Below are 17,519 nucleotides of genomic sequence, written 5' to 3'. Positions count from 1 at the left end.
TGCGGAGCAAGCCGCTGCCGCCGAACTATCCGGGCGCGACGGTAATGTGACCGGGGGAAGCCGCAGCGCTTGCGAAAGTTATCGAAGCGCAATCCCCGTTCCGGTATTACGGCGCGGACGTGCAGAAGAAGGTCGAGCAGCCCGATCGAATACACCGGAAACATGTGTCCGCGCGCCGTTGATCTGCTTCCGCGCACGGTGTTCGTGCCGATTAGCCCGGTGCTGAACGATAAGGATGCTATTGAAATCGCAGAAGCTGTTATCTAGGTTTGGAACGGTTTGTTTGCAAGGACATAACAGCATTCATTTACTACCACAGTTGTTCCAATGTTGCTGTCGTTTCCTCGGGCTCTTCCAACCAAGCCAGAACAAAGCCATCTCTGAATTTTCGATCTGTAAAAGCAATAGTAAAATCCGTTGAAACCATTGTTCCGAGGCCGACACGTCTTACGCTGGCGGTTATTTTTTAGGAATACGTACGGAATAGGTATGGTATTGGGTAGGTACATATTTACACTACGTAATATTGGAGGCAGAATTCATTGGAAAAAGCAAAATCAATAGAATGGACGAGGCGTTTGAATCAAGTAATGCCTTGGGGATCAAGCACAGCCTCAAAAGCACCTTCCTTGAGTCCCGAAGAACCCGGAGTTATTGTTAAAGGCCAGGGATGCCGGGTTTGGGATGCTGACGGAAATGAATATATCGATTTTCGCAACGGGCTTGGCCCGGTAACGCTTGGTTATCAGTTTCCCGCTTTTAACGAAGCCATTATGGAACAATTATTGAAAGGTATTGTCTTTGGTCATCCCCATCCGTTGGAATGCGAGGTGGCGGAAATGCTGTGCCAGAGCATTCCTTGCGCGGAACAAGCCAGATTTTTGAAGACCGGAGGAGAAGCAATTGCTGCTGTCATTCGGATAGCTCGACATTTCACAGGACGAGACCACATTATCCATGTCGGATATAATGGCTGGTTAAATAGTTTGGCCGACGGAGGGGCGTTACTCCCCGGACAAGCTGCCGGCAAGGTCCCTGGAGTGCCAAGCTCGATAAGCTCGCTTCATCATTATGCTGCTTGGAATGATCAGCAAGGCATCGAACAGATTTTTCAGAACTATCATGGACAAATTGCCGCAGTTGTAATTGCCGCGAATTATCCTTTGATTGCAGAAGGTAAAACGTTCTACCCGGCTATTCGCGATATCACGCAAAAACACGGGAGTTTGCTTATTTTCGATGAAATTGTAACCGGTTTTCGGATTGCGCTCGGTGGCGTACAGGAGTATTTCGAGGTCGTGCCTGACATGGCGGTATTTAGTAAAGGGATTGCAAACGGCATGCCGTTGTCGGTATATCTTGGTCGCAAAGAAGTGATGGATTCATGTAACAAAGGGGACGGATCGGCTTCCAAAGCGGTTATCTCTTCTACCTTCGGAGGGGAGGCCTTATCTCTTGCGGCTGCAAAATGCTGTATATCGATATATAACCAACAAGACGTTGTTGGCCATTTGTGGCGCATTGGAGAGCTAATGTGGGGAAGGTTAAACCAAATGTTTGCGCAATACGATATTCCGCTTGAGCTCCGCGGTTTTTGGCCGGCTCCTCAATTTATGCAAAAGCCCGGCTCGGAAAAAGGGACGTTGCAACAGTTTTTCAGATTAGCCTATAAATATCGGGTTTCCCTGTATGATGTATCTTATGTGAACTTTAGTCACCACGAATCCGATATCGAAGAGGCATTGTCCAGATTGGAAGAAGATTGTAAGGAAATGAGCTTGGGGAGAGGATTCCAGTGATTGATGCACATATTCATGTAATAGGTTCCGACATAGATCCGAGAGCGTTTCTTGAAGGTGACCGCCTAGGCATCCGGATGTTTATCGGCAGCAATCTTTGCGGCTTTTCAACCCATTATCCTACTTTTGAAGAGATATGCAATGCCAATGATGACATGGTTTCAGCAATTCGTAAAAATCCTGACAGGGTTAAGGGCTATTGTTATGTAAATCCAAAGCATGGAGAGAAGGCATTAACTGATTTTAGGCGGAGGATAGAAGACGGCAGTATGATAGGCCTTAAACTATGGGTGGCTACATTATGCAACGAACCGTCAGTTTTTCCTTTTATCGAAATGGCCATTCACTACAAGACGCCAATTCTAATCCATGCATTCCGCAAAACGTTCGATCAACTTCCCTATGAATCTACAGCCGCTCATGTGGCCGATTTGGCCGCCCATTATCCTGAAGCAAAAATTATTATGGCCCACATGGGCGGTCAAGTTGAGAGTGCGATGAATACGGTTGCCCCTTACCCCAATATATATACGGACACATCCGGAACACCAATTGGAGCGAACGAAGTCGCGATTGCAGTCGATCGACTGGGAGCGGAACGCGTTATTTTCGGCTCCGACCTTGCTGCCTGCCTTGCAAGTAATTTAGGAAAGGTTTTGGGAGCTAATTTATCCGCTGAAGCGTTCGAATTGGTTACCGGTGGAAATATGAAACGATTGCTTGCGGAGGTAAAAAAATGAGTAATTTCTTATTCAATCCGTTTAGAGAACTCCGCCCTATTGATCTGACAGTTTTTCTCGGTCAATGGCCGTTTCGACTTCCGACGCGGGCTACGATGGCAGATCTGTCAACAATGGCCGATCGACTAGCGCTTGAAAGGTTGTGCGTTAGCCACATCAACTCCATTTTTGGCCACGATACACGTTTAGGAAACGAAGCTTTGATTAGAGAAACGGAGCAGGACGAACGACTTCATCCGTTCATTATACTCAATCCGGCGGAACCGGGATGGCAGCGGGAATTGATTTGGGCTGAACGATCGGGTGCCTGCGGTATTCGGTTGGTTCCAGGTTATCACGATTATAAACTTGGCGATCCTGAGGTTTTCGAGATGGTTGGAACTGCCCGTTCGCTTAGGCTTCCCGTTCAAATCTGCTTTCGTCTGTTAGATGAACGGCTAGAACATCCCAGGTATCGGTCAACTCGACTCGCATACCATGAAGTAGCCGAATTTATTATCATGTGTTCAAAACAGGTGCCTTTAATGATCAGTGGTTTAAGGGAATATGAGTGGGTTGAGGTGAAAAGGCATTTGCCATGTGACTGTTCAATAGAAAATGTATTTATTGATCTCTGGCACTGTAATAGTCCGTTGGCAGTGATCTCGGAACTCTGCAAGCGGGGAGAGGAGGAAACGATTGCATACGGCTCTTGTTATCCGCTCCAAACTGTCGAATCAACAGTCCTGCAACTTGCTTCCGCAGATATTCCCGATACCGCGCGTTACAATATTTGCAAAGCCAATGCGCTTCGCTTTCTCTCCAGGCAATAGTCGGAAGTACCGGAGGAGGATGCACAGGTGAATCGTTTATCGATCGCAGCCAACAAGATTTCGTTTAAAGGAAAACTTACGATCTTTTCCCTGCTCATCAGCATCACGCCCGTACTCATCCTCGGGCTTTCCTCCTCTTACCTGGCTGCAAGAAACATGCAGGAGGAAGTGAACGGCAACCATACGGACGCACTAAAGCAGATTCATTTTCAAATTAACAATTTGCTCAAAACGCTGCACATCACCGCCATCCGACTTGCCTCCAACACCTCCCTGGAGCGGTCCGTCGAATCGGGGCCGGACATCGGCCATTTAGATCAAACACTCGAAATGACGGAAGAAATTCGAAAAGAAGTTAGCTTCTCCACGATCAAATTCAGCGCTTCTCTGGTTTACCTGAAGCATAATTACATCTTTTCCAACGCCAACGCCTCCAGCAAATTTTCCGAATCCCGGTTCAAAGAGATCATTGGGCAAACGCAGCCTCGCTACAATTATTCCTTTATCGTGACCCCGGACCCTTACCGCGGCCAGCCCGATCTGCTGCTGTTTCAGCCCGTTCCGATCAAATCGGATTATACGGACGGCATTCTCGTGCTGCATGTCCATGTCGATGAGCTCATCAACTATCTTGGCAACCTCAGTCCGGGGAACGGCAGCCGCATTTTTATCATCGATCGAAACGGAAGCGTTATCATCAGCAAGGACAAACGGGATATCGGCATCCGCCTAGCCAATTTCTCCGCAAGCGCCCAAACGAGAGACATGATGCAGCCGCTCACCGGAAGTTATGAATTGGAAGGCGGCGAGTACAGCTTGTCGTATCAGCGCTCCAATTATAACGATTGGTCTTATGTCGTCATGACACCGGTCAAGGAGCTGACGCAGAGGTCCGACAACATCAAGCAAATTACGCTTATCGTCGTCGCGGTGATAGCAGCATTATGGATCGGATTTGCCTTATTCGGCTCGTACCGCCTCTATTCGCCGATCTCCCAGCTGCTGCAAAAGGTAGTCGCAGGCGGAGACAAGTCGAATGCGTTCTCCGACGGACTAAAGGCACTCGATGCGTTGATCAACCAAATGGTCGTAAGCAATCAGGAACTCAAAAAGGAGCTAAACGAGCACGAGTCCGATCTCAAAACTAGCATCGTCCAGCAGCTTTTGTTGGGAGGGATTTCGGGGCAAGACATGAAGACGAAGACGGAACGGTACAATTTGCCACAGATTGGTTCTTGGTTTTACGTGTGCATCGCCGATGTCGACAACAACCCGGATTTTATCCAGAAATATAATGAAAATGATCGGACGCTTATACATTACGCGATGGGTAAAACAGCTGAAGAAACCATCGGCGAGTCTATGTCCTGCGTCATCGTGGTTACGCACCCTGGACAAGTAGCTATCATTATCGGCATGAAATTGGCGAATACTGAAACGGGTGAATGGCTGCAGTGCAAAATGGACGAGCTCCGGCATCATCTTAAGCATTATTTCCACTTTACGGCTACGATAGGCGTCAGCTCCGCGCGCCAAGGGTACGAGAATATTCATGCCAGCTACGAACAGGCGGCGGAGCTGCTCCGGTACCGGCTCACGATGGGGCACGACGTCACCATCAGCGCAGACCGGGTTGCGCCCAAAGATTATGCATTCAGCGAATTTATGATGGAATGCCAGAAAAGCATCATTTACAACGTCATCCACGGCAACGTAGAGGAGGCGAACAATCAGTTGGCGAAGTTGATCAAGCAGGCGCCAGCCTATTTCAACAGTACCGAAGCGGTGTTTGGAGCGCTCTATTATTTGCTCGGCGAGCTGGAGTTTATGCTGTACCGGACGGGTTGCCGACTGAATGAAATTATGCAGGCCGACGTCTACAAGCTCCTCTACGGCAAGAAGACGCTGCACGAGGTTGAGCGCTGGCTGGCTGGAGAGGTGTTCCCTGCGGTCAAAACGCATATGGCGAAGTTGTCGGTCAGCAAGCAGTCAAAAATTATTCAGCAGGTGCTCCTGTACATAAACGAGCATTTTATAACCGATCTGTCGCTGCAAAGCGTGGCGGATGCGTTCGATATCTCCCCCAAGCATTTGAGCCGGATATTCAAGGAAGAGACTAACCGTACTTTCAGCGATTATTTGCTGGAGTACCGGATGAATAAGGCGAAGGAGTGGCTTGAGCATACAAGTATGCCGATCAAGGCTATCGCAGATAATCTCCGTTATACGAGCGTGACTAATTTTTCCCGCGCATTCAAACAGTTTTTCGGCACGCCGCCCGGAAAGTTTCGCAGCGGCAGCCTATCGGAGTAGATGAATAAGGTGTCGTGGAACGAATCCGCGGCGCCTTTTCAATTTATCATTTACATGTATCAGTAAAGGATTATTTTTCTTATCATTATCCTCCCTGACTCTTAATTCAAGTGATAATTGAACGAAAACTCTGCGAGTTTTATAGTAAATTGTGAAAGCGCTGCCGTCCATATGGACGGAGCTGACTTGTTGCGAAGGGAGAATAAGTATGAAAAAGGGAAAGATCGTCTCATGCACGATGGCTTCTGCCCTACTGGCGATATTAGTGTTGTCGGCCTGCAGTAGCGGTGAAAGCAGTAACAGTAAAGGGGTGAAAGGAGAGGATATCTCGAAGAACACGCCTGCTGCGCCGAAGGAGCTGAGTATCCTGATGTCGCACCAGTCCGCGCCCTATGCCATGCAATACAAGGGCGACAATGATATTTACAGGAAGGAGCTGTCCAGGCTGTCGGGATTCAATCTGCATTATGAATTTCTCGGTGCCGGGAACGACTTTATTCAACAAATGACGGTACGTTTTGCATCCAAAGATTTATTGGATATGGTCTATACGGACAGCATCAATTCGAGCATGCATCGGGGTGCGGTGGAAGAGGGCGTGTTCCAGGATCTGACGGCGCTGCTCGACAAGTACGGTCCGAATATCAAGAAGAATATCCCGAAGGCGGTTTGGGACAACGATAAATTATCGAAAGACGGCAAGATCTTCGGGATCCCTTATTTTGTCGCCGCGCCGACTTCCCGGATCCTTTATGTCCGCCAGGATTGGCTCGACAAATTGAACATGCCGCAGCCGAAAACGGTGGACGACCTCCTGAAGTTTTACGAAGCGGTGAAGGTAGAGGACATGAACGGCAACGGCGACCCGAACGACGAATACGGATTTTATGTTCGCGAAAATTTGGACTTCAGCCACCTGTTTTTCGCCCAGTTCGGCGTCCATCCGAAAGCGTGGAAATACCGCAACGGACAGCTGGTTCCGGATATGATCCAGCCGGAGATGAAAGATGCGATTCAATTTTGGAAGATGCTGTATGACAAAGGGTATATCAATCCGAACCTGTTTACGAATAAAAGTGCGGATTGGCGAGCAGGCATCAAGCAAGGCAAAGCGGCCACTTGGACCCATGACGCGCCGGCCTACACGTCCGACTGGAACCCGTCCATGTTTACCGCGGAGAAAAACGTCAAAATCTCCATGCTGCCCGGCCCTATAGGACCGAAAGGAAATGGAATAGGACTGGAATTCGATGGGATCAACGCGGTATGGGTCATTCCGGCCTCAAACAAGCATCCGGAAATCGCCATTCAATATTTGGACTGGGCCTGGTCGGAGAAGGCCGATAAATTTTTCGCTTACGGGATTGAAGGACACAACTACGCGGTAGAAAACGGCAAAGTGAAATTCGACTTGAAGAGCCCAGCCAATAAAGATAACAGCGCGTACAACTTTTTTACCTCGACGATCAATCCACGCAAGGACGGCCGCTTAAACCCGCTAGTGTTGGACGCTGATCCGGATGGAGAGATCATTAAAAAAGGACTCGAAGCGGCGAACGCTTCGCTGATCAAAGACGAAGCGATGCATATGCCGGTGTTGCAGACGCTGATTGCAAAGCCGGAATTGTTCGGGGCCGGTGGCACGGTAGCCGGTACGCTGTTCCTCGATATGTTCTCGAAGGTGATCACTGGCAAACTCGACCTGGACAAAGGCTTCGACGACTTCGTGAAGGATTGGAAGCGCCGTGGAGGCGACGACGCGATCAAAGAGGCTACCGACTGGTACAAGAAGTTCAACAAAATCAAGTAAATGCGAGCAAACCGGTCGGTCTTATAGGTCGGCCGGATTTGGTGGATCAGCAGGGGACAATTTCGTAATCATAAGGTTTTGGTGGCGGGGACGTAACTGATAATTGAACGCCGTCGGCACCGCCTTAATAGTGAGGGTGAAATCATTCGAGGAAAGGGGGGCTGCCAAATGTTGAGCGGCAAAGGCGTCTACCGTACAGATGCGCTGGTATTACTGTTGATTGCATTGCCAGGCATTATACATTTTATCATTTTCAAATATATCCCCATGGGCGGCAACATCATTGCGTTCCAAAAATACAACTTGTTCAAAGGCATTTGGGACAGCCCGTGGGTCGGTTTGGACAATTTCCGGACGATGTTTACGTACGCCGAATTTTACCGTATTTTGACGAACACCTTGATGCTGAGCCTGTATTCGCTCGTATTCGGGTTTCCGGCCCCGCTCGTATTGGCGCTGCTGCTCAACGAGATGAGACGGATGTGGCTGAAACAATCGGTGCAGACGTTGCTGTACTTGCCTCACTTTTTGTCATGGGTCATCGTTGGCGGCATTTTTGTCAATCTGTTGTCGATGGAAGGGTTTCTTAACACGATTGTCAAAAACCTCGGACTTCAAACGGTCGACTATTTGACGGTTCCGGAATATTTTCGCGGAATTCTCGTATCGGTCGGGATCTGGAAGGAGGTCGGTTGGGGCATGATTATTTATTTGGCGGCTCTTGCCGGAATAAACCCGAACTTGTACGAAGCCGCGATGGTCGATGGCGCCGGCCGGTGGCGGCAGATGTGGTACATCACGCTGCCTGCGGTACTGCCTGCGATTGTCGTCCTGTTCCTCCTGCGCGTCGGCAACGTTCTGGATTCGAACGTGGAGCAGGTGCTCATCTTCATCAACCCGCTTGTCCGCGATGTTGGCGAGGTAATTGATTCGTACGTATACCGGATCGGACTGCTCGGCGCTCAATTCAGCCTAACAACGGCGATCGGGATGTTCAAGTCGGTCATCGGGCTTACGCTGATTGTCTGTCTCAATTACATCAGCAGAAAAACGACAGGGGAAAGCATCTACTAGCGCTTCTATAGGAGGATACCGTCATGCCGATCTACCGCAAGGATCGCCTGTTTCATTTAATTAACGATTTACTGCTCGTGGCACTCAGCCTCTCGATGCTCGCTCCGCTCATTCATCTGGTTGCCGTCTCGCTCAGCTCGGTCGAATATGTCGAGTCTAAGCTCGTTTATTTTTGGCCGAAACAATTCAGCCTTACCGTGTATCAAACGATTTTTTCGACCGAATCGCTTTGGAGGGCCATGGGCGTAACCGTTTACATCACGGTGGTCGGGACCATCATCGCGTTGCTGTTTACTTCGTCGATTGCATTTGCCTTATCCCGCTCGGGAATGCCTTGGCGAAAGTGGATTTTGAAAGGGGTCATCGTGACCTTTGTATTTTCCGCGCCGCTTATCCCGAATTATCTTGTCGTACGCTCCCTGTACTTGGAAAATACGCTGTGGGCGCTTATGATTCCAGGGGCGCTGTCGGCATTTAACGTAATCATTATGAAGACGTTCTTTCAGGGCATTTCCAACGAAATGTTCGATGCCGCGAAAATCGACGGGTGCGGGGAATTCAGCATTTACGCCCGCATTGCGGTTCCGCTGTCGACCCCGGTCATTGCCACCATTGCGCTGTTTCACGCGGTTGGGCAATGGAACTCCTTTTTTTATGCGCTCATATACATCCATTCCAAATCGCTTTATCCGCTTCAGGTGCTGCTGCGCAGCTTGGTGTTTCAGAACGATCTGAACACGGTGGTGAGTCCGACGGAAATGGCTACTACGGCGACGCCGGAAATGCTGAAGGCCGGCATCATTTTGTTCGCGACGATTCCGATTCTGCTCGTATATCCGTTCCTGCAAAAGTATTTCGTCAAAGGCTCGATGCTAGGGTCCCTGAAAGAGTAAAGGAACATCATGTTTTACAACCATAGTGCTTCATCTAGTTAAATTCGATTGGAAGTGAGGAGGATTATGAAAATGGACAAAACGAACGTAAATCAGATTCAACTTGGGCAAGAGAATGAGCATATGTCGAGTATGAGCAGAAGAAAGCTGCTGAAAACAGTAGGGTTAGCCGGTGTAGCGATGGCGGCGAGCGGACTACTGAGCATCCCCGATAAGGCGTCGGCTGTACTGGCAAACTCCTTTTTCGATGTGACGGATACGGCTTATGCGGGCGGTGCCAAAGGTGATGGTGCCACGAATGACAAGGCAGCCATCGATGCGGCGATAGCGGCAGCCACCTCGGCCAAAGCGAGCGGCAAGGTACCCATCCTGCAATTTCCGCCCGCAGTCGGTTATGCCGTGGGCGGCCCCATTGTTGTTCCCAAGGGGATATCCGTCATTATGGAAGCACCGCTCATTTATACAGGAACGGCAAATGAGGCTTTTTTGACCGTCGGGGAAACCGGGGATGGCAACTACAACTTCAATCTGACGTTGAAGTTGAATGTCATTCGTGCGACGGTATCGACTTGGTTAGATGAAAATTCCATCGGGCTCAAGCTCATCAATCTGAACACGTGCCGGGTGGAGGTTGTCCAAGCTATAGGATTTACGATTGGTGTTCAGTGTCTAGGATCGGGAGAAGGGTTCGTATACAACGAGGTGCACCTCGGATACATCCGAAATAACAAAATTAGCGTCGATTGCACGAATGAGCTAAACCCAGCTCCAGTAATTGGCTGGTGCAATGAAAACCTTTTCTTAGGCGGACAGCTTACAGTCGAATCATTCGTAAATCATGGCATCCCACGTTACGGAGTAAGAATTACAAGCAAGGACCTCGGTTATACGAATAACAACAATAATAACTTCTACAAGCCCTCCTTCGAATTAAAGGCGAGGACGTCAGCCCCTGTGCATGAAGCAGTGCCTATTTTGGTGGAGCATGGTTTGCAAAACAAAGTTATCGATTTTCGCAACGAAAGCAACAGCACGACAATTGCTCGGGTGAGTAACGCTTCGGTCGATAACGTTTTCGAAACGGGATACACCGCTAACGATTTCATGATTGAAGAACTGGGGACCTACTCGGCGAACTTCTATAGAGACCGGAGAAGACAACTGCAAGAAGTGCCGACCTGCATTTTTAATTCCGGTCCTCTTCATAAGAAGGCTTGTTATTATGATGGCGCTACGAAGATCCACATTCCCGGCATAAGCTTTGGTAAAAACACCGACAGCACTGTTTACTCCAATTACCAGGCCACGTTGGGAGCCGACTTTATCGAAACCGGCCCCTCTTCCTCGCAGGGAGCTTTAGGCGTCTTTGTCGATACGAAGCTTAGCAAACGATTTCTACTCAAATTAGACACGAACGTGGGATATGGCGGTCGAGTTTACATCGTTTGTTACGACGACTCCGGCAATATTTTGAACGGTGCGAGTTCTGTATATCTAAAAGGAGCGAGAGGCAACACGATCTCTTGGAGAGGGACTTACTTCGGAGGCTCCTATTACACGGGGAATGACAGCAACAACGACCTCTATTTCAAAGTGGACGACGTTGTGAAGAAGATCCGGATATTGTTCTGGCTCGGCACACAATCGCTGCAAATTCGAAGCTTCTCCATCTATACGCTCGATCGCTATTCCTCGGCTGTATGGAGTGGGTATGACGAAAAAACGGGTATGGAAAATATGGCGACAACGGCGCCGACGGCCGCTCCTGCAGGCTTGACGTGGAAGCAGGGGAAAATCGTCTACAACGACGCCCCGGCCGAGATGGGAACGAGTCCAAACAAGTATGTCGTCACCGGCTGGGTATGCGTTGCTGCCGGAGCGCCCGGTACGCCCGGAACGTGGAAAGAGATGCGAACGTTTACTGGGGGTTGACGAAGGAGGTTCATTTGAGCTGGAAGGAAAGGAGCGCCCTACAACCGAGCGGGGTGCTCCGTTTGTCCAGACCGACATTGGCCAAAGCATTGGAGGAGATGAAAAAATGCGTATCCGCACTTTCACCTACAAGCACACGGTTTTGATGTTTATCGTTTCCCTGATCGGTTCATTATTGATCCCGGTAAGCTGAATTAGCACTATAGTGACATGTTTCCGCAAAGATGGCATATGTTTGGCTACTTTCTTCCTATCCTCCAACATGGTGCAGTTAAAAAAATATTACTACAAACGGAGGAACAAACTATGCCGCAACCATTCGTGAAGATGAAGGCAGGGGAGAATGATGCGTTTTGGAGTTGCAAAAGATTTAATCACCCCGGATTTGATCACTTACATGGGGGGATACGGTTCCTTTTTCAATAAACCGTTTCAAGGCATTCATGACGATCTGTACGTGCGGACCTTACTTGTGCAAGACGGTGAAACGAAGCTGATATTCGTATCACTCGATCTGTTATTCCACGATTTCGCCCTGACCGAGGAGCTACAGGAGTGGGGCGAAACCGCCTTCAGTATCTCGGCAGACCATTTTTTCCTGACCTACAGCCATACCCATGGCGGTCCCGCAATGGTGGGCTATGACGATGCAAGTCAGCATTCGCCTGGATATGAGCGATTCCTGCTAGAAAGAATTAAGAGTTGCGTGTCCAGGGCGATGGTCAATAAATTTGAAGGGACGCTGCAGGTTGGAGTAGGGGACGGGGACTGGAATATCAATCGCAGGCTCTTGGTAGACGGAGAAATGCAGAACTTGCCAAACCCGGAAGGGGCAAAAGATGATCGCTTGCATGTGCTAAGGGTCTTGGATTTAAACGGACGGACAAAAGTCGTTTTGTTCAATTACGCCTGCCATCCCGTCACGGTCCGAGATACGTTGTACCTCTCGGGGGATTATCCTGGTCGGATATGTCACCTACTTGAAGCCGAGTATTTCGGTGCGATGGGCATGTTCTTTCAGGGGGCAGGTGGAAACAGCCGACCTAAGGCGACAGCATACAAAGGTACGTTCATCACCTGCACATATGACGAAATGAATGAAATGGCGATTTCGATCGTTCAAGCGATCAAGCTGCTCTTTTCCAATCCGAAGGCGATGGTTCAGGTGCAACCGGACGTGGCCGCCTGTCAGTTCAAGGTACACTTAGAAATAGATCCATATCCAAAACACCATTTTGCTACAGTCGTTAATAATCCAGCCTCCCGGCCGGGTCTGGTCGGCATGGCGAATCGAGTACTAAACGACTATGATCACATGCCTGACTATGTCATCTTGCCAGCCGGGCTTATCCGGTTAAGTGCCAATCTCTATATCGCCTATATGGGCGGAGAGCCGTGTTATGAAGTGAAGAGTAAGCTGGAGCGGCTGTTCCCGGGTGTCACGCTTCTGTTCTGGGGGTATGCGGATGCGACCGCCTATATACCCGACGACCAAATAATAGCTGAGGGCGGCTATGAGGCAGAAGGATCTGTCGTTGAATACGGATTGAAAGGCCCGTTCCGCCCCGGTATCGACACGCGGATGGCACAGGCGTTTACGGCGGCATTTCGTGTTATGTCGTCATAAAAATCTGTGCTGATAAAGTCACAACGCTCTGAAGAAGCGGATCGAGGACAGTCGCGGGATGTACCCGCTTTTGCACGTGGAAGATCCGGACATCGTCCGCGTCATCAAGGTGCTCTCGTATTTCCCGGAGCAGCTGTTCGTGCTGAGCAACCCGATCATCGCAGAGCTTACGCAGGTGTTGAATTCCGTCGACAACGTATCGTGGAGCTGGCGGGCCTTGAGCACGACGACGTTATTGTGCAGCTGAAGCAGTTGTACTCGCTCGACCGGATTTTGTTCGGCTCGCACGCGCCTTTCTTCATTCCGGAGGCGATGCTGTCCAAGCTGAAGTATACGGACGCCACGCAGAAGGATGTGGAGCAAGTCGCCTACGGCAACGCGGAGCGGCTGCTGGAATGGTGCAAGAAGCAGCAATAGTTGATAAGACATAAGGGTGCGCGGCCAGGTTGGTGTGCTCCCTTTGTTTCTAGGATGTGGAGGGGCGGCCGGCGATGGGACTGCTTCAGGAAGCGTGGCTGTATTAGCGGATACCTTAGTCGGGCTGGAGTTGCTCGATTGTTGCGAGCAACTCGCTGCAATAGAGAACGGTATGTGGAGAGAGAACAATATCCTTTACTAGAGCAGTTTCAATACACCACCGGAGCTCCCTGGGGAAACTTCGCCAGGGAATTCGCTAAGGCCTTAAGATGGTATATATCATTAGAAAAGGAAGACAAATTATACATCATTGACCAATTGAAAATACACCATCTGCAAACAATTCGTTATTTGCAAAATATCATTTTGAATGGATTGGATATTAATGATGTATATTTTACAAAAGATAATTCCCCTGTGAAAATTAGTTCAATATTATTCTCTGACAAATTTAAAAAGGTAAATTACAGTCACGTGATAGAATCAGAGCAATTTTTGTTTTTAATCGATTCCTGCAAAACCTTCATATATTCTAAGGAAATCTATAGTTTGATGTGGAATCAATTAAGACTTATCTGCTTAATAACTACTTAAACGCTATGAATCAAGTGTTTAAAATGATACTAAGCTCGAATATCGGTTTCATAGAAAAGAGGACTACTGCATGATTATTTATTTAATCCGCCATGGACAAGTTGATGGATCCACTACTGTCTTCAATGAGGAAAAAAAGTGCAATGATCCTGTATTAAGTGAAAAGGGGCGCTGGCAGGCAGAGGCATTGGGAAATCGATTTCAAAAATATTCCATTACAAAATTATTTTCAAGTGATTTAAAGAGAGCCGTTGAGACCACACAAATTATTTCAAGGTATTTAAAGTGCGAGATATATGAGAGAGAGGACCTTCGGGAAGTTGATTCGAAACAATTAGAACTTGAGATAGTACAGGCCAATAGGGATATAAATAAACCTCGAGAGCTTATACCAGTCGAAATTAGAAGAATAAGAATTAGGTACTTTCTCGATGTGTTATTAAGCGAAGATAACAATGTGGCAATTGTGACTCATAGTGCTCTTATACAATGGCTTCTATCTAACCTGTTAGAAATACCATATAAGAACAGGGCATTAATCGGTCCAATTACCGAATGCGGAATTACTCAACTATCTTTTCAAAATGGGAAATACCAAGTTCACTCGATGAATGATTATTCGCATCTGGAATCCTGAATTCAGTTAGCTCATATTATTTATACCCCAACCTCATCTTCAGTTATTCACGTTCTCATCGCACTCAAAGAGAAGACCCTTCTCCTATGGGAGATACTCTGGATTTTCAAAATGATAACTGGTATTTTGTGCTTAAGTTTTTTTCATGTCTGGCAATATGTCGCATCTTATGGGGTGAAAAGTTCCAATAAATGAAGGTATAAGAGCAATGAACTAACAGTAGTTTAACGCTAAAACAGGAGGCTATCGTAACTTAGTAGCCCGTTCTGTAAGAAAGTTGACATAGTTTTTTAAATTGCGTGGAGGCCAGACAGACGTAATAATAGGATAAGAGGGAAACAATGTTATTCAAAACAAAGGGAGGAAGGAAAAGTGTCGAACATGGACAAGGAGAAAAACTCTTTGGAGTAAGCCAAAACGGTGTATGTAACAGGCGAGATCATAACGGCGAAAGTGTACAAGGTCAGCCCTGAGCAGAAAGAGGAACTCGATCGTCTGTCGGCTGAGAGGCATGAAAAGTTACTCGAGGAAGCAATACCGAAGATCCGTGCGCGATACCAGCAGCTGGACAAGCTCCGGCAGCAACAGTTGAAGGCCGACAACGGTGGCAAACCTCCGAGTGATTCCGCTAAAGAGGAACTATAGCTCAACCAGAAACGAGGCTGCCATTTATTAGGCGGAATTATACATTATAAGCATATTCTTGTAAAAAATTAAGCTTATGCAGAACTTTAGTTCAATAAGAAATCAGGACGTGGCTGATCATCAACCGACACCTGTGTCCAATGACACAAAAGTGCCTACATAACTTTTAATGTAAATGCCTGAGGAATCAGGCTTTTTTATTTTTATGTGGGAGGATTTGTGTCATCAGAAAATGCACAAATGTTCCTACATTGTAGTCTTGCGACACAAATCCACCTACTTTATAGTGAGTTCGATTTTCGGGGCGAATACCTTGAGAAATTCCGATTGCCGACAATGATAAACTTAACCGCTCAACTAACGGGCAGGTTAGTTCCAATGATTAATCCACAGAAAGCAACCGATGAAATTGGCAAAATAGATTGTTATATTTCAATATGGTATTATTATTTTCGAGTATTTGAGATCGAGCAATCTTGTTATGTTGGAGGGTATCGTGGATATTATTGAATTTCAACAATGGGTTAAGAAATATTACAAGAATCGTAACTGGTCAGACTTGGATATATTTGTCCGTATTGGATTTCTTGCTGAAGAAACCGGGGAAGTAGCTCGTGCAATTCGTGCATTAGAGATTGGTAGAGATCGTCCAGATGAGGTTGCAGGCACATTTCAAGAGAATAAATCTGAATTAACGGAAGAACTTGGAGATGTTTTAGGAAATCTTATTGTGATTGCAAATAAATATGATATATCGCTTGAAGATATCCTGATATCGCATAAACAAAAGCTTCAGGCACGTTATTCTGAAAATTAAAGTAAACGGGAGATAGGTTATGAAATCAATCGCTGTATTTTGTGGCTCTAGTGAAGGAGCCTCTTCAATTTATAAAGAAATCGCACTTAAATTAGGCCAAGAGCTTGCCAAACACCAAATCACTCTAATTTACGGTGGAGCTAATGTCGGACTAATGGGAATTGTTGCTGATGCTGTGCTGGAACATGGAGGTTCTGTAATTGGAGTGCTCCCTCAATTTCTCCAAAACCGTGAGATAGCGCATACGGGCTTAACAGAGCTTATAATGGTGGAATCGATGCATGAGCGTAAAGCAAAGATGGCCGAATTGGCAGATGGATTTATTGCTCTTCCTGGTGGACCTGGAACATTAGAAGAGTATTTTGAGATCTTTACATGGGGTCAGTTAGGATTGCATCAAAAGCCATGTGGATTGCTGAATATCAATCAATATTTTGATCCACTTGTATCCATGTTTGATACTATGGAACGCGAACATTTCATGCAGTCGAAGTATCGTGCTATGGTCATTACAGACAACACTCCAGAAGGGATTCTGAAGCAGTTCTCGATTTATAAGGCTCCTTCTGTCAAAACGTATCTCACCGAACAGCGCACTTAATTTTTTGAACTTCACTTACCTGAAAATGTATTGTAATAACCCATTTGAGCAGAGGCAGCCTAACTACGGCTGCTTTTTCATTGCACTAGCGGTAGCTGAAATTAGCATGGAGCAGTTTATCGGATGGCCACCGCTAAACTAACGGAGAACGTTAGTTCAACAAAAACGAGACTGCCGTCATGCGGTAGCCTCGTTGACATTAATGAATCCTATTCTCTGATTATTGTGGTAGCATATGGTCATTTTCGTTAAATGCTGCCTCGGGAATCCGTCGGCAGCTTGAGGATAAGGTCAAATTCTTTTTGGCTTAACTAAAGGGGCATTTAAGGATTTTTTTATCCTCTCCAACGTTAGCCCGGGGTTTTCTGTGTTAAATACACCAGATCCAACCACAGCAGCATGTATTCCGCATTTATTCACTTCAAGGATGTTATGTTCTTTTACCCCACCATCGATCATGACTTCTATATTATTCAGCTTGCGGTCGCGTAGATTTTGAACCAATCGCGCTGCCTTTTCTAAGCAAGAGTGAATCATAGGTTGAGATGCGAAACCTGGGCAAATAGTCATAATTAATATTTGATCGATGTCGCCAAGCAGCTCATCCAAAAGAGATAATGGTGTTCCAGGGTTTAAAGCCACTCCTGTCCGAACTCCGTTAGCCTTAATCTTTTTGATACATTTAAATATATCTGAGGTAGCCTCAATATGTATTGTCAGTGAGTTTATCCCGAGGTTCAAGAAATTGTCCATATGGTCAAAAGGGTTGTCACTCAGAAGATGAACATCTAAAGGTGTTTTAGTGTTT

General features: G+C 47.2%; 16 protein-coding genes. 15 read left to right on the top strand and 1 reads right to left on the bottom strand.

Annotated features, from left to right (window positions below):
* The first annotated feature begins 69 nt into the window (after nucleotides 1-69).
* From AC58QD_RS32015 to AC58QD_RS31945, 15 genes are all read left to right on the top strand, one after another.
* Nucleotides 70-267, top strand: a complete 198-nt coding sequence (locus AC58QD_RS32015; protein WP_497339116.1) for a hypothetical protein — start codon at nucleotides 70-72, stop codon at nucleotides 265-267.
* Between the two features lie 275 nt (nucleotides 268-542).
* Nucleotides 543-1,799: an aminotransferase class III-fold pyridoxal phosphate-dependent enzyme gene (locus tag AC58QD_RS32010; RefSeq protein WP_497339115.1), complete on the top strand. Its 1,257-nt coding sequence runs from the start codon at nucleotides 543-545 to the stop codon at nucleotides 1,797-1,799.
* Nucleotides 1,796-2,539, top strand: coding sequence for an amidohydrolase family protein (locus AC58QD_RS32005; protein WP_497339114.1), 744 nt, complete (start codon nucleotides 1,796-1,798; stop codon nucleotides 2,537-2,539). Before AC58QD_RS32010 ends, AC58QD_RS32005 begins: the two co-directional genes overlap by 4 nt.
* Nucleotides 2,536-3,351, top strand: a complete 816-nt coding sequence (locus tag AC58QD_RS32000; protein ID WP_497339113.1) for an amidohydrolase family protein — start codon at nucleotides 2,536-2,538, stop codon at nucleotides 3,349-3,351. The genes AC58QD_RS32005 and AC58QD_RS32000 overlap by 4 nt, the downstream gene beginning before the upstream one ends.
* Before the next feature lie 27 nt (nucleotides 3,352-3,378).
* Nucleotides 3,379-5,664 (top strand): helix-turn-helix domain-containing protein, encoded by a 2,286-nt coding sequence (locus AC58QD_RS31995; RefSeq protein WP_497339112.1) that lies wholly within the window; start codon nucleotides 3,379-3,381, stop codon nucleotides 5,662-5,664.
* Nucleotides 5,665-5,872: 208 nt separating this feature from the next.
* Nucleotides 5,873-7,474 carry a type 2 periplasmic-binding domain-containing protein gene (locus tag AC58QD_RS31990; protein WP_497339111.1) on the top strand — a complete coding sequence of 534 codons (1,602 nt, stop codon included), beginning with the start codon at nucleotides 5,873-5,875 and terminating at the stop codon, nucleotides 7,472-7,474.
* A 168-nt stretch (nucleotides 7,475-7,642) separates the two neighbouring features.
* Entirely contained in the window at nucleotides 7,643-8,548 is a 906-nt protein-coding gene (locus tag AC58QD_RS31985; RefSeq protein WP_497339110.1) for an ABC transporter permease, read from the top strand.
* A gap of 23 nt (nucleotides 8,549-8,571) precedes the next feature.
* Nucleotides 8,572-9,441, top strand: coding sequence for a carbohydrate ABC transporter permease (locus AC58QD_RS31980; RefSeq protein ID WP_497339109.1), 870 nt, complete (start codon nucleotides 8,572-8,574; stop codon nucleotides 9,439-9,441).
* A gap of 72 nt (nucleotides 9,442-9,513) precedes the next feature.
* Entirely contained in the window at nucleotides 9,514-11,373 is a 1,860-nt protein-coding gene (locus AC58QD_RS31975; protein ID WP_497339108.1) for a twin-arginine translocation signal domain-containing protein, read from the top strand.
* A 343-nt stretch (nucleotides 11,374-11,716) separates the two neighbouring features.
* On the top strand, nucleotides 11,717-13,000 hold the full coding sequence (locus tag AC58QD_RS31970) for a neutral/alkaline non-lysosomal ceramidase N-terminal domain-containing protein (RefSeq protein WP_497339107.1): 1,284 nt from the start codon (nucleotides 11,717-11,719) through the stop codon (nucleotides 12,998-13,000).
* 6 nt (nucleotides 13,001-13,006) lie between these two features.
* Entirely contained in the window at nucleotides 13,007-13,417 is a 411-nt protein-coding gene (locus tag AC58QD_RS31965; protein WP_497339106.1) for an amidohydrolase family protein, read from the top strand.
* A 664-nt stretch (nucleotides 13,418-14,081) separates the two neighbouring features.
* Nucleotides 14,082-14,648, top strand: coding sequence for a histidine phosphatase family protein (locus tag AC58QD_RS31960; RefSeq protein WP_497339105.1), 567 nt, complete (start codon nucleotides 14,082-14,084; stop codon nucleotides 14,646-14,648).
* A 420-nt stretch (nucleotides 14,649-15,068) separates the two neighbouring features.
* Nucleotides 15,069-15,293 carry a hypothetical protein gene (locus AC58QD_RS31955; protein ID WP_497339104.1) on the top strand — a complete coding sequence of 75 codons (225 nt, stop codon included), beginning with the start codon at nucleotides 15,069-15,071 and terminating at the stop codon, nucleotides 15,291-15,293.
* Between the two features lie 496 nt (nucleotides 15,294-15,789).
* The gene (locus tag AC58QD_RS31950) at nucleotides 15,790-16,110 is read left to right on the top strand and encodes a MazG nucleotide pyrophosphohydrolase domain-containing protein (RefSeq protein WP_497339103.1); all 321 of its coding nucleotides are present in this window, start codon (nucleotides 15,790-15,792) and stop codon (nucleotides 16,108-16,110) included.
* 19 nt (nucleotides 16,111-16,129) lie between these two features.
* Nucleotides 16,130-16,711, top strand: a complete 582-nt coding sequence (locus AC58QD_RS31945; RefSeq protein WP_497339102.1) for an LOG family protein — start codon at nucleotides 16,130-16,132, stop codon at nucleotides 16,709-16,711.
* 291 nt (nucleotides 16,712-17,002) lie between these two features.
* Here AC58QD_RS31945 and AC58QD_RS31940 read toward each other — a convergent pair.
* Nucleotides 17,003-17,519, bottom strand: a 517-nt coding sequence (locus AC58QD_RS31940; protein ID WP_497339101.1) for a ribulose-phosphate 3-epimerase, incomplete at its 5' end; no start/stop codon positions are given.

This window comes from Paenibacillus sp. J2R1T-4 (assembly GCF_059692235.1).
Note: the sequence above shows the minus strand (reverse complement) of the source record. Positions and strands in the feature narration are given on the sequence as shown.

Excerpts from the sequence above, each read along its gene's own strand:
- AC58QD_RS32000 (WP_497339113.1), top strand. The coding sequence starts at position 2,536 with ATGAGTAATTTCTTATTCAATCCGTTTAGAGAACTCCGCCCTATTGAT.
- AC58QD_RS31990 (WP_497339111.1), top strand. The coding sequence starts at position 5,873 with ATGAAAAAGGGAAAGATCGTCTCATGCACGATGGCTTCTGCCCTACTG.
- AC58QD_RS31985 (WP_497339110.1), top strand. The coding sequence starts at position 7,643 with ATGTTGAGCGGCAAAGGCGTCTACCGTACAGATGCGCTGGTATTACTG.
- AC58QD_RS31980 (WP_497339109.1), top strand. The coding sequence starts at position 8,572 with ATGCCGATCTACCGCAAGGATCGCCTGTTTCATTTAATTAACGATTTA.
- AC58QD_RS31975 (WP_497339108.1), top strand. The coding sequence starts at position 9,514 with ATGGACAAAACGAACGTAAATCAGATTCAACTTGGGCAAGAGAATGAG.
- AC58QD_RS31970 (WP_497339107.1), top strand. The coding sequence starts at position 11,717 with ATGATGCGTTTTGGAGTTGCAAAAGATTTAATCACCCCGGATTTGATC.
- AC58QD_RS31960 (WP_497339105.1), top strand. The coding sequence starts at position 14,082 with ATGATTATTTATTTAATCCGCCATGGACAAGTTGATGGATCCACTACT.
- AC58QD_RS31945 (WP_497339102.1), top strand. The coding sequence starts at position 16,130 with ATGAAATCAATCGCTGTATTTTGTGGCTCTAGTGAAGGAGCCTCTTCA.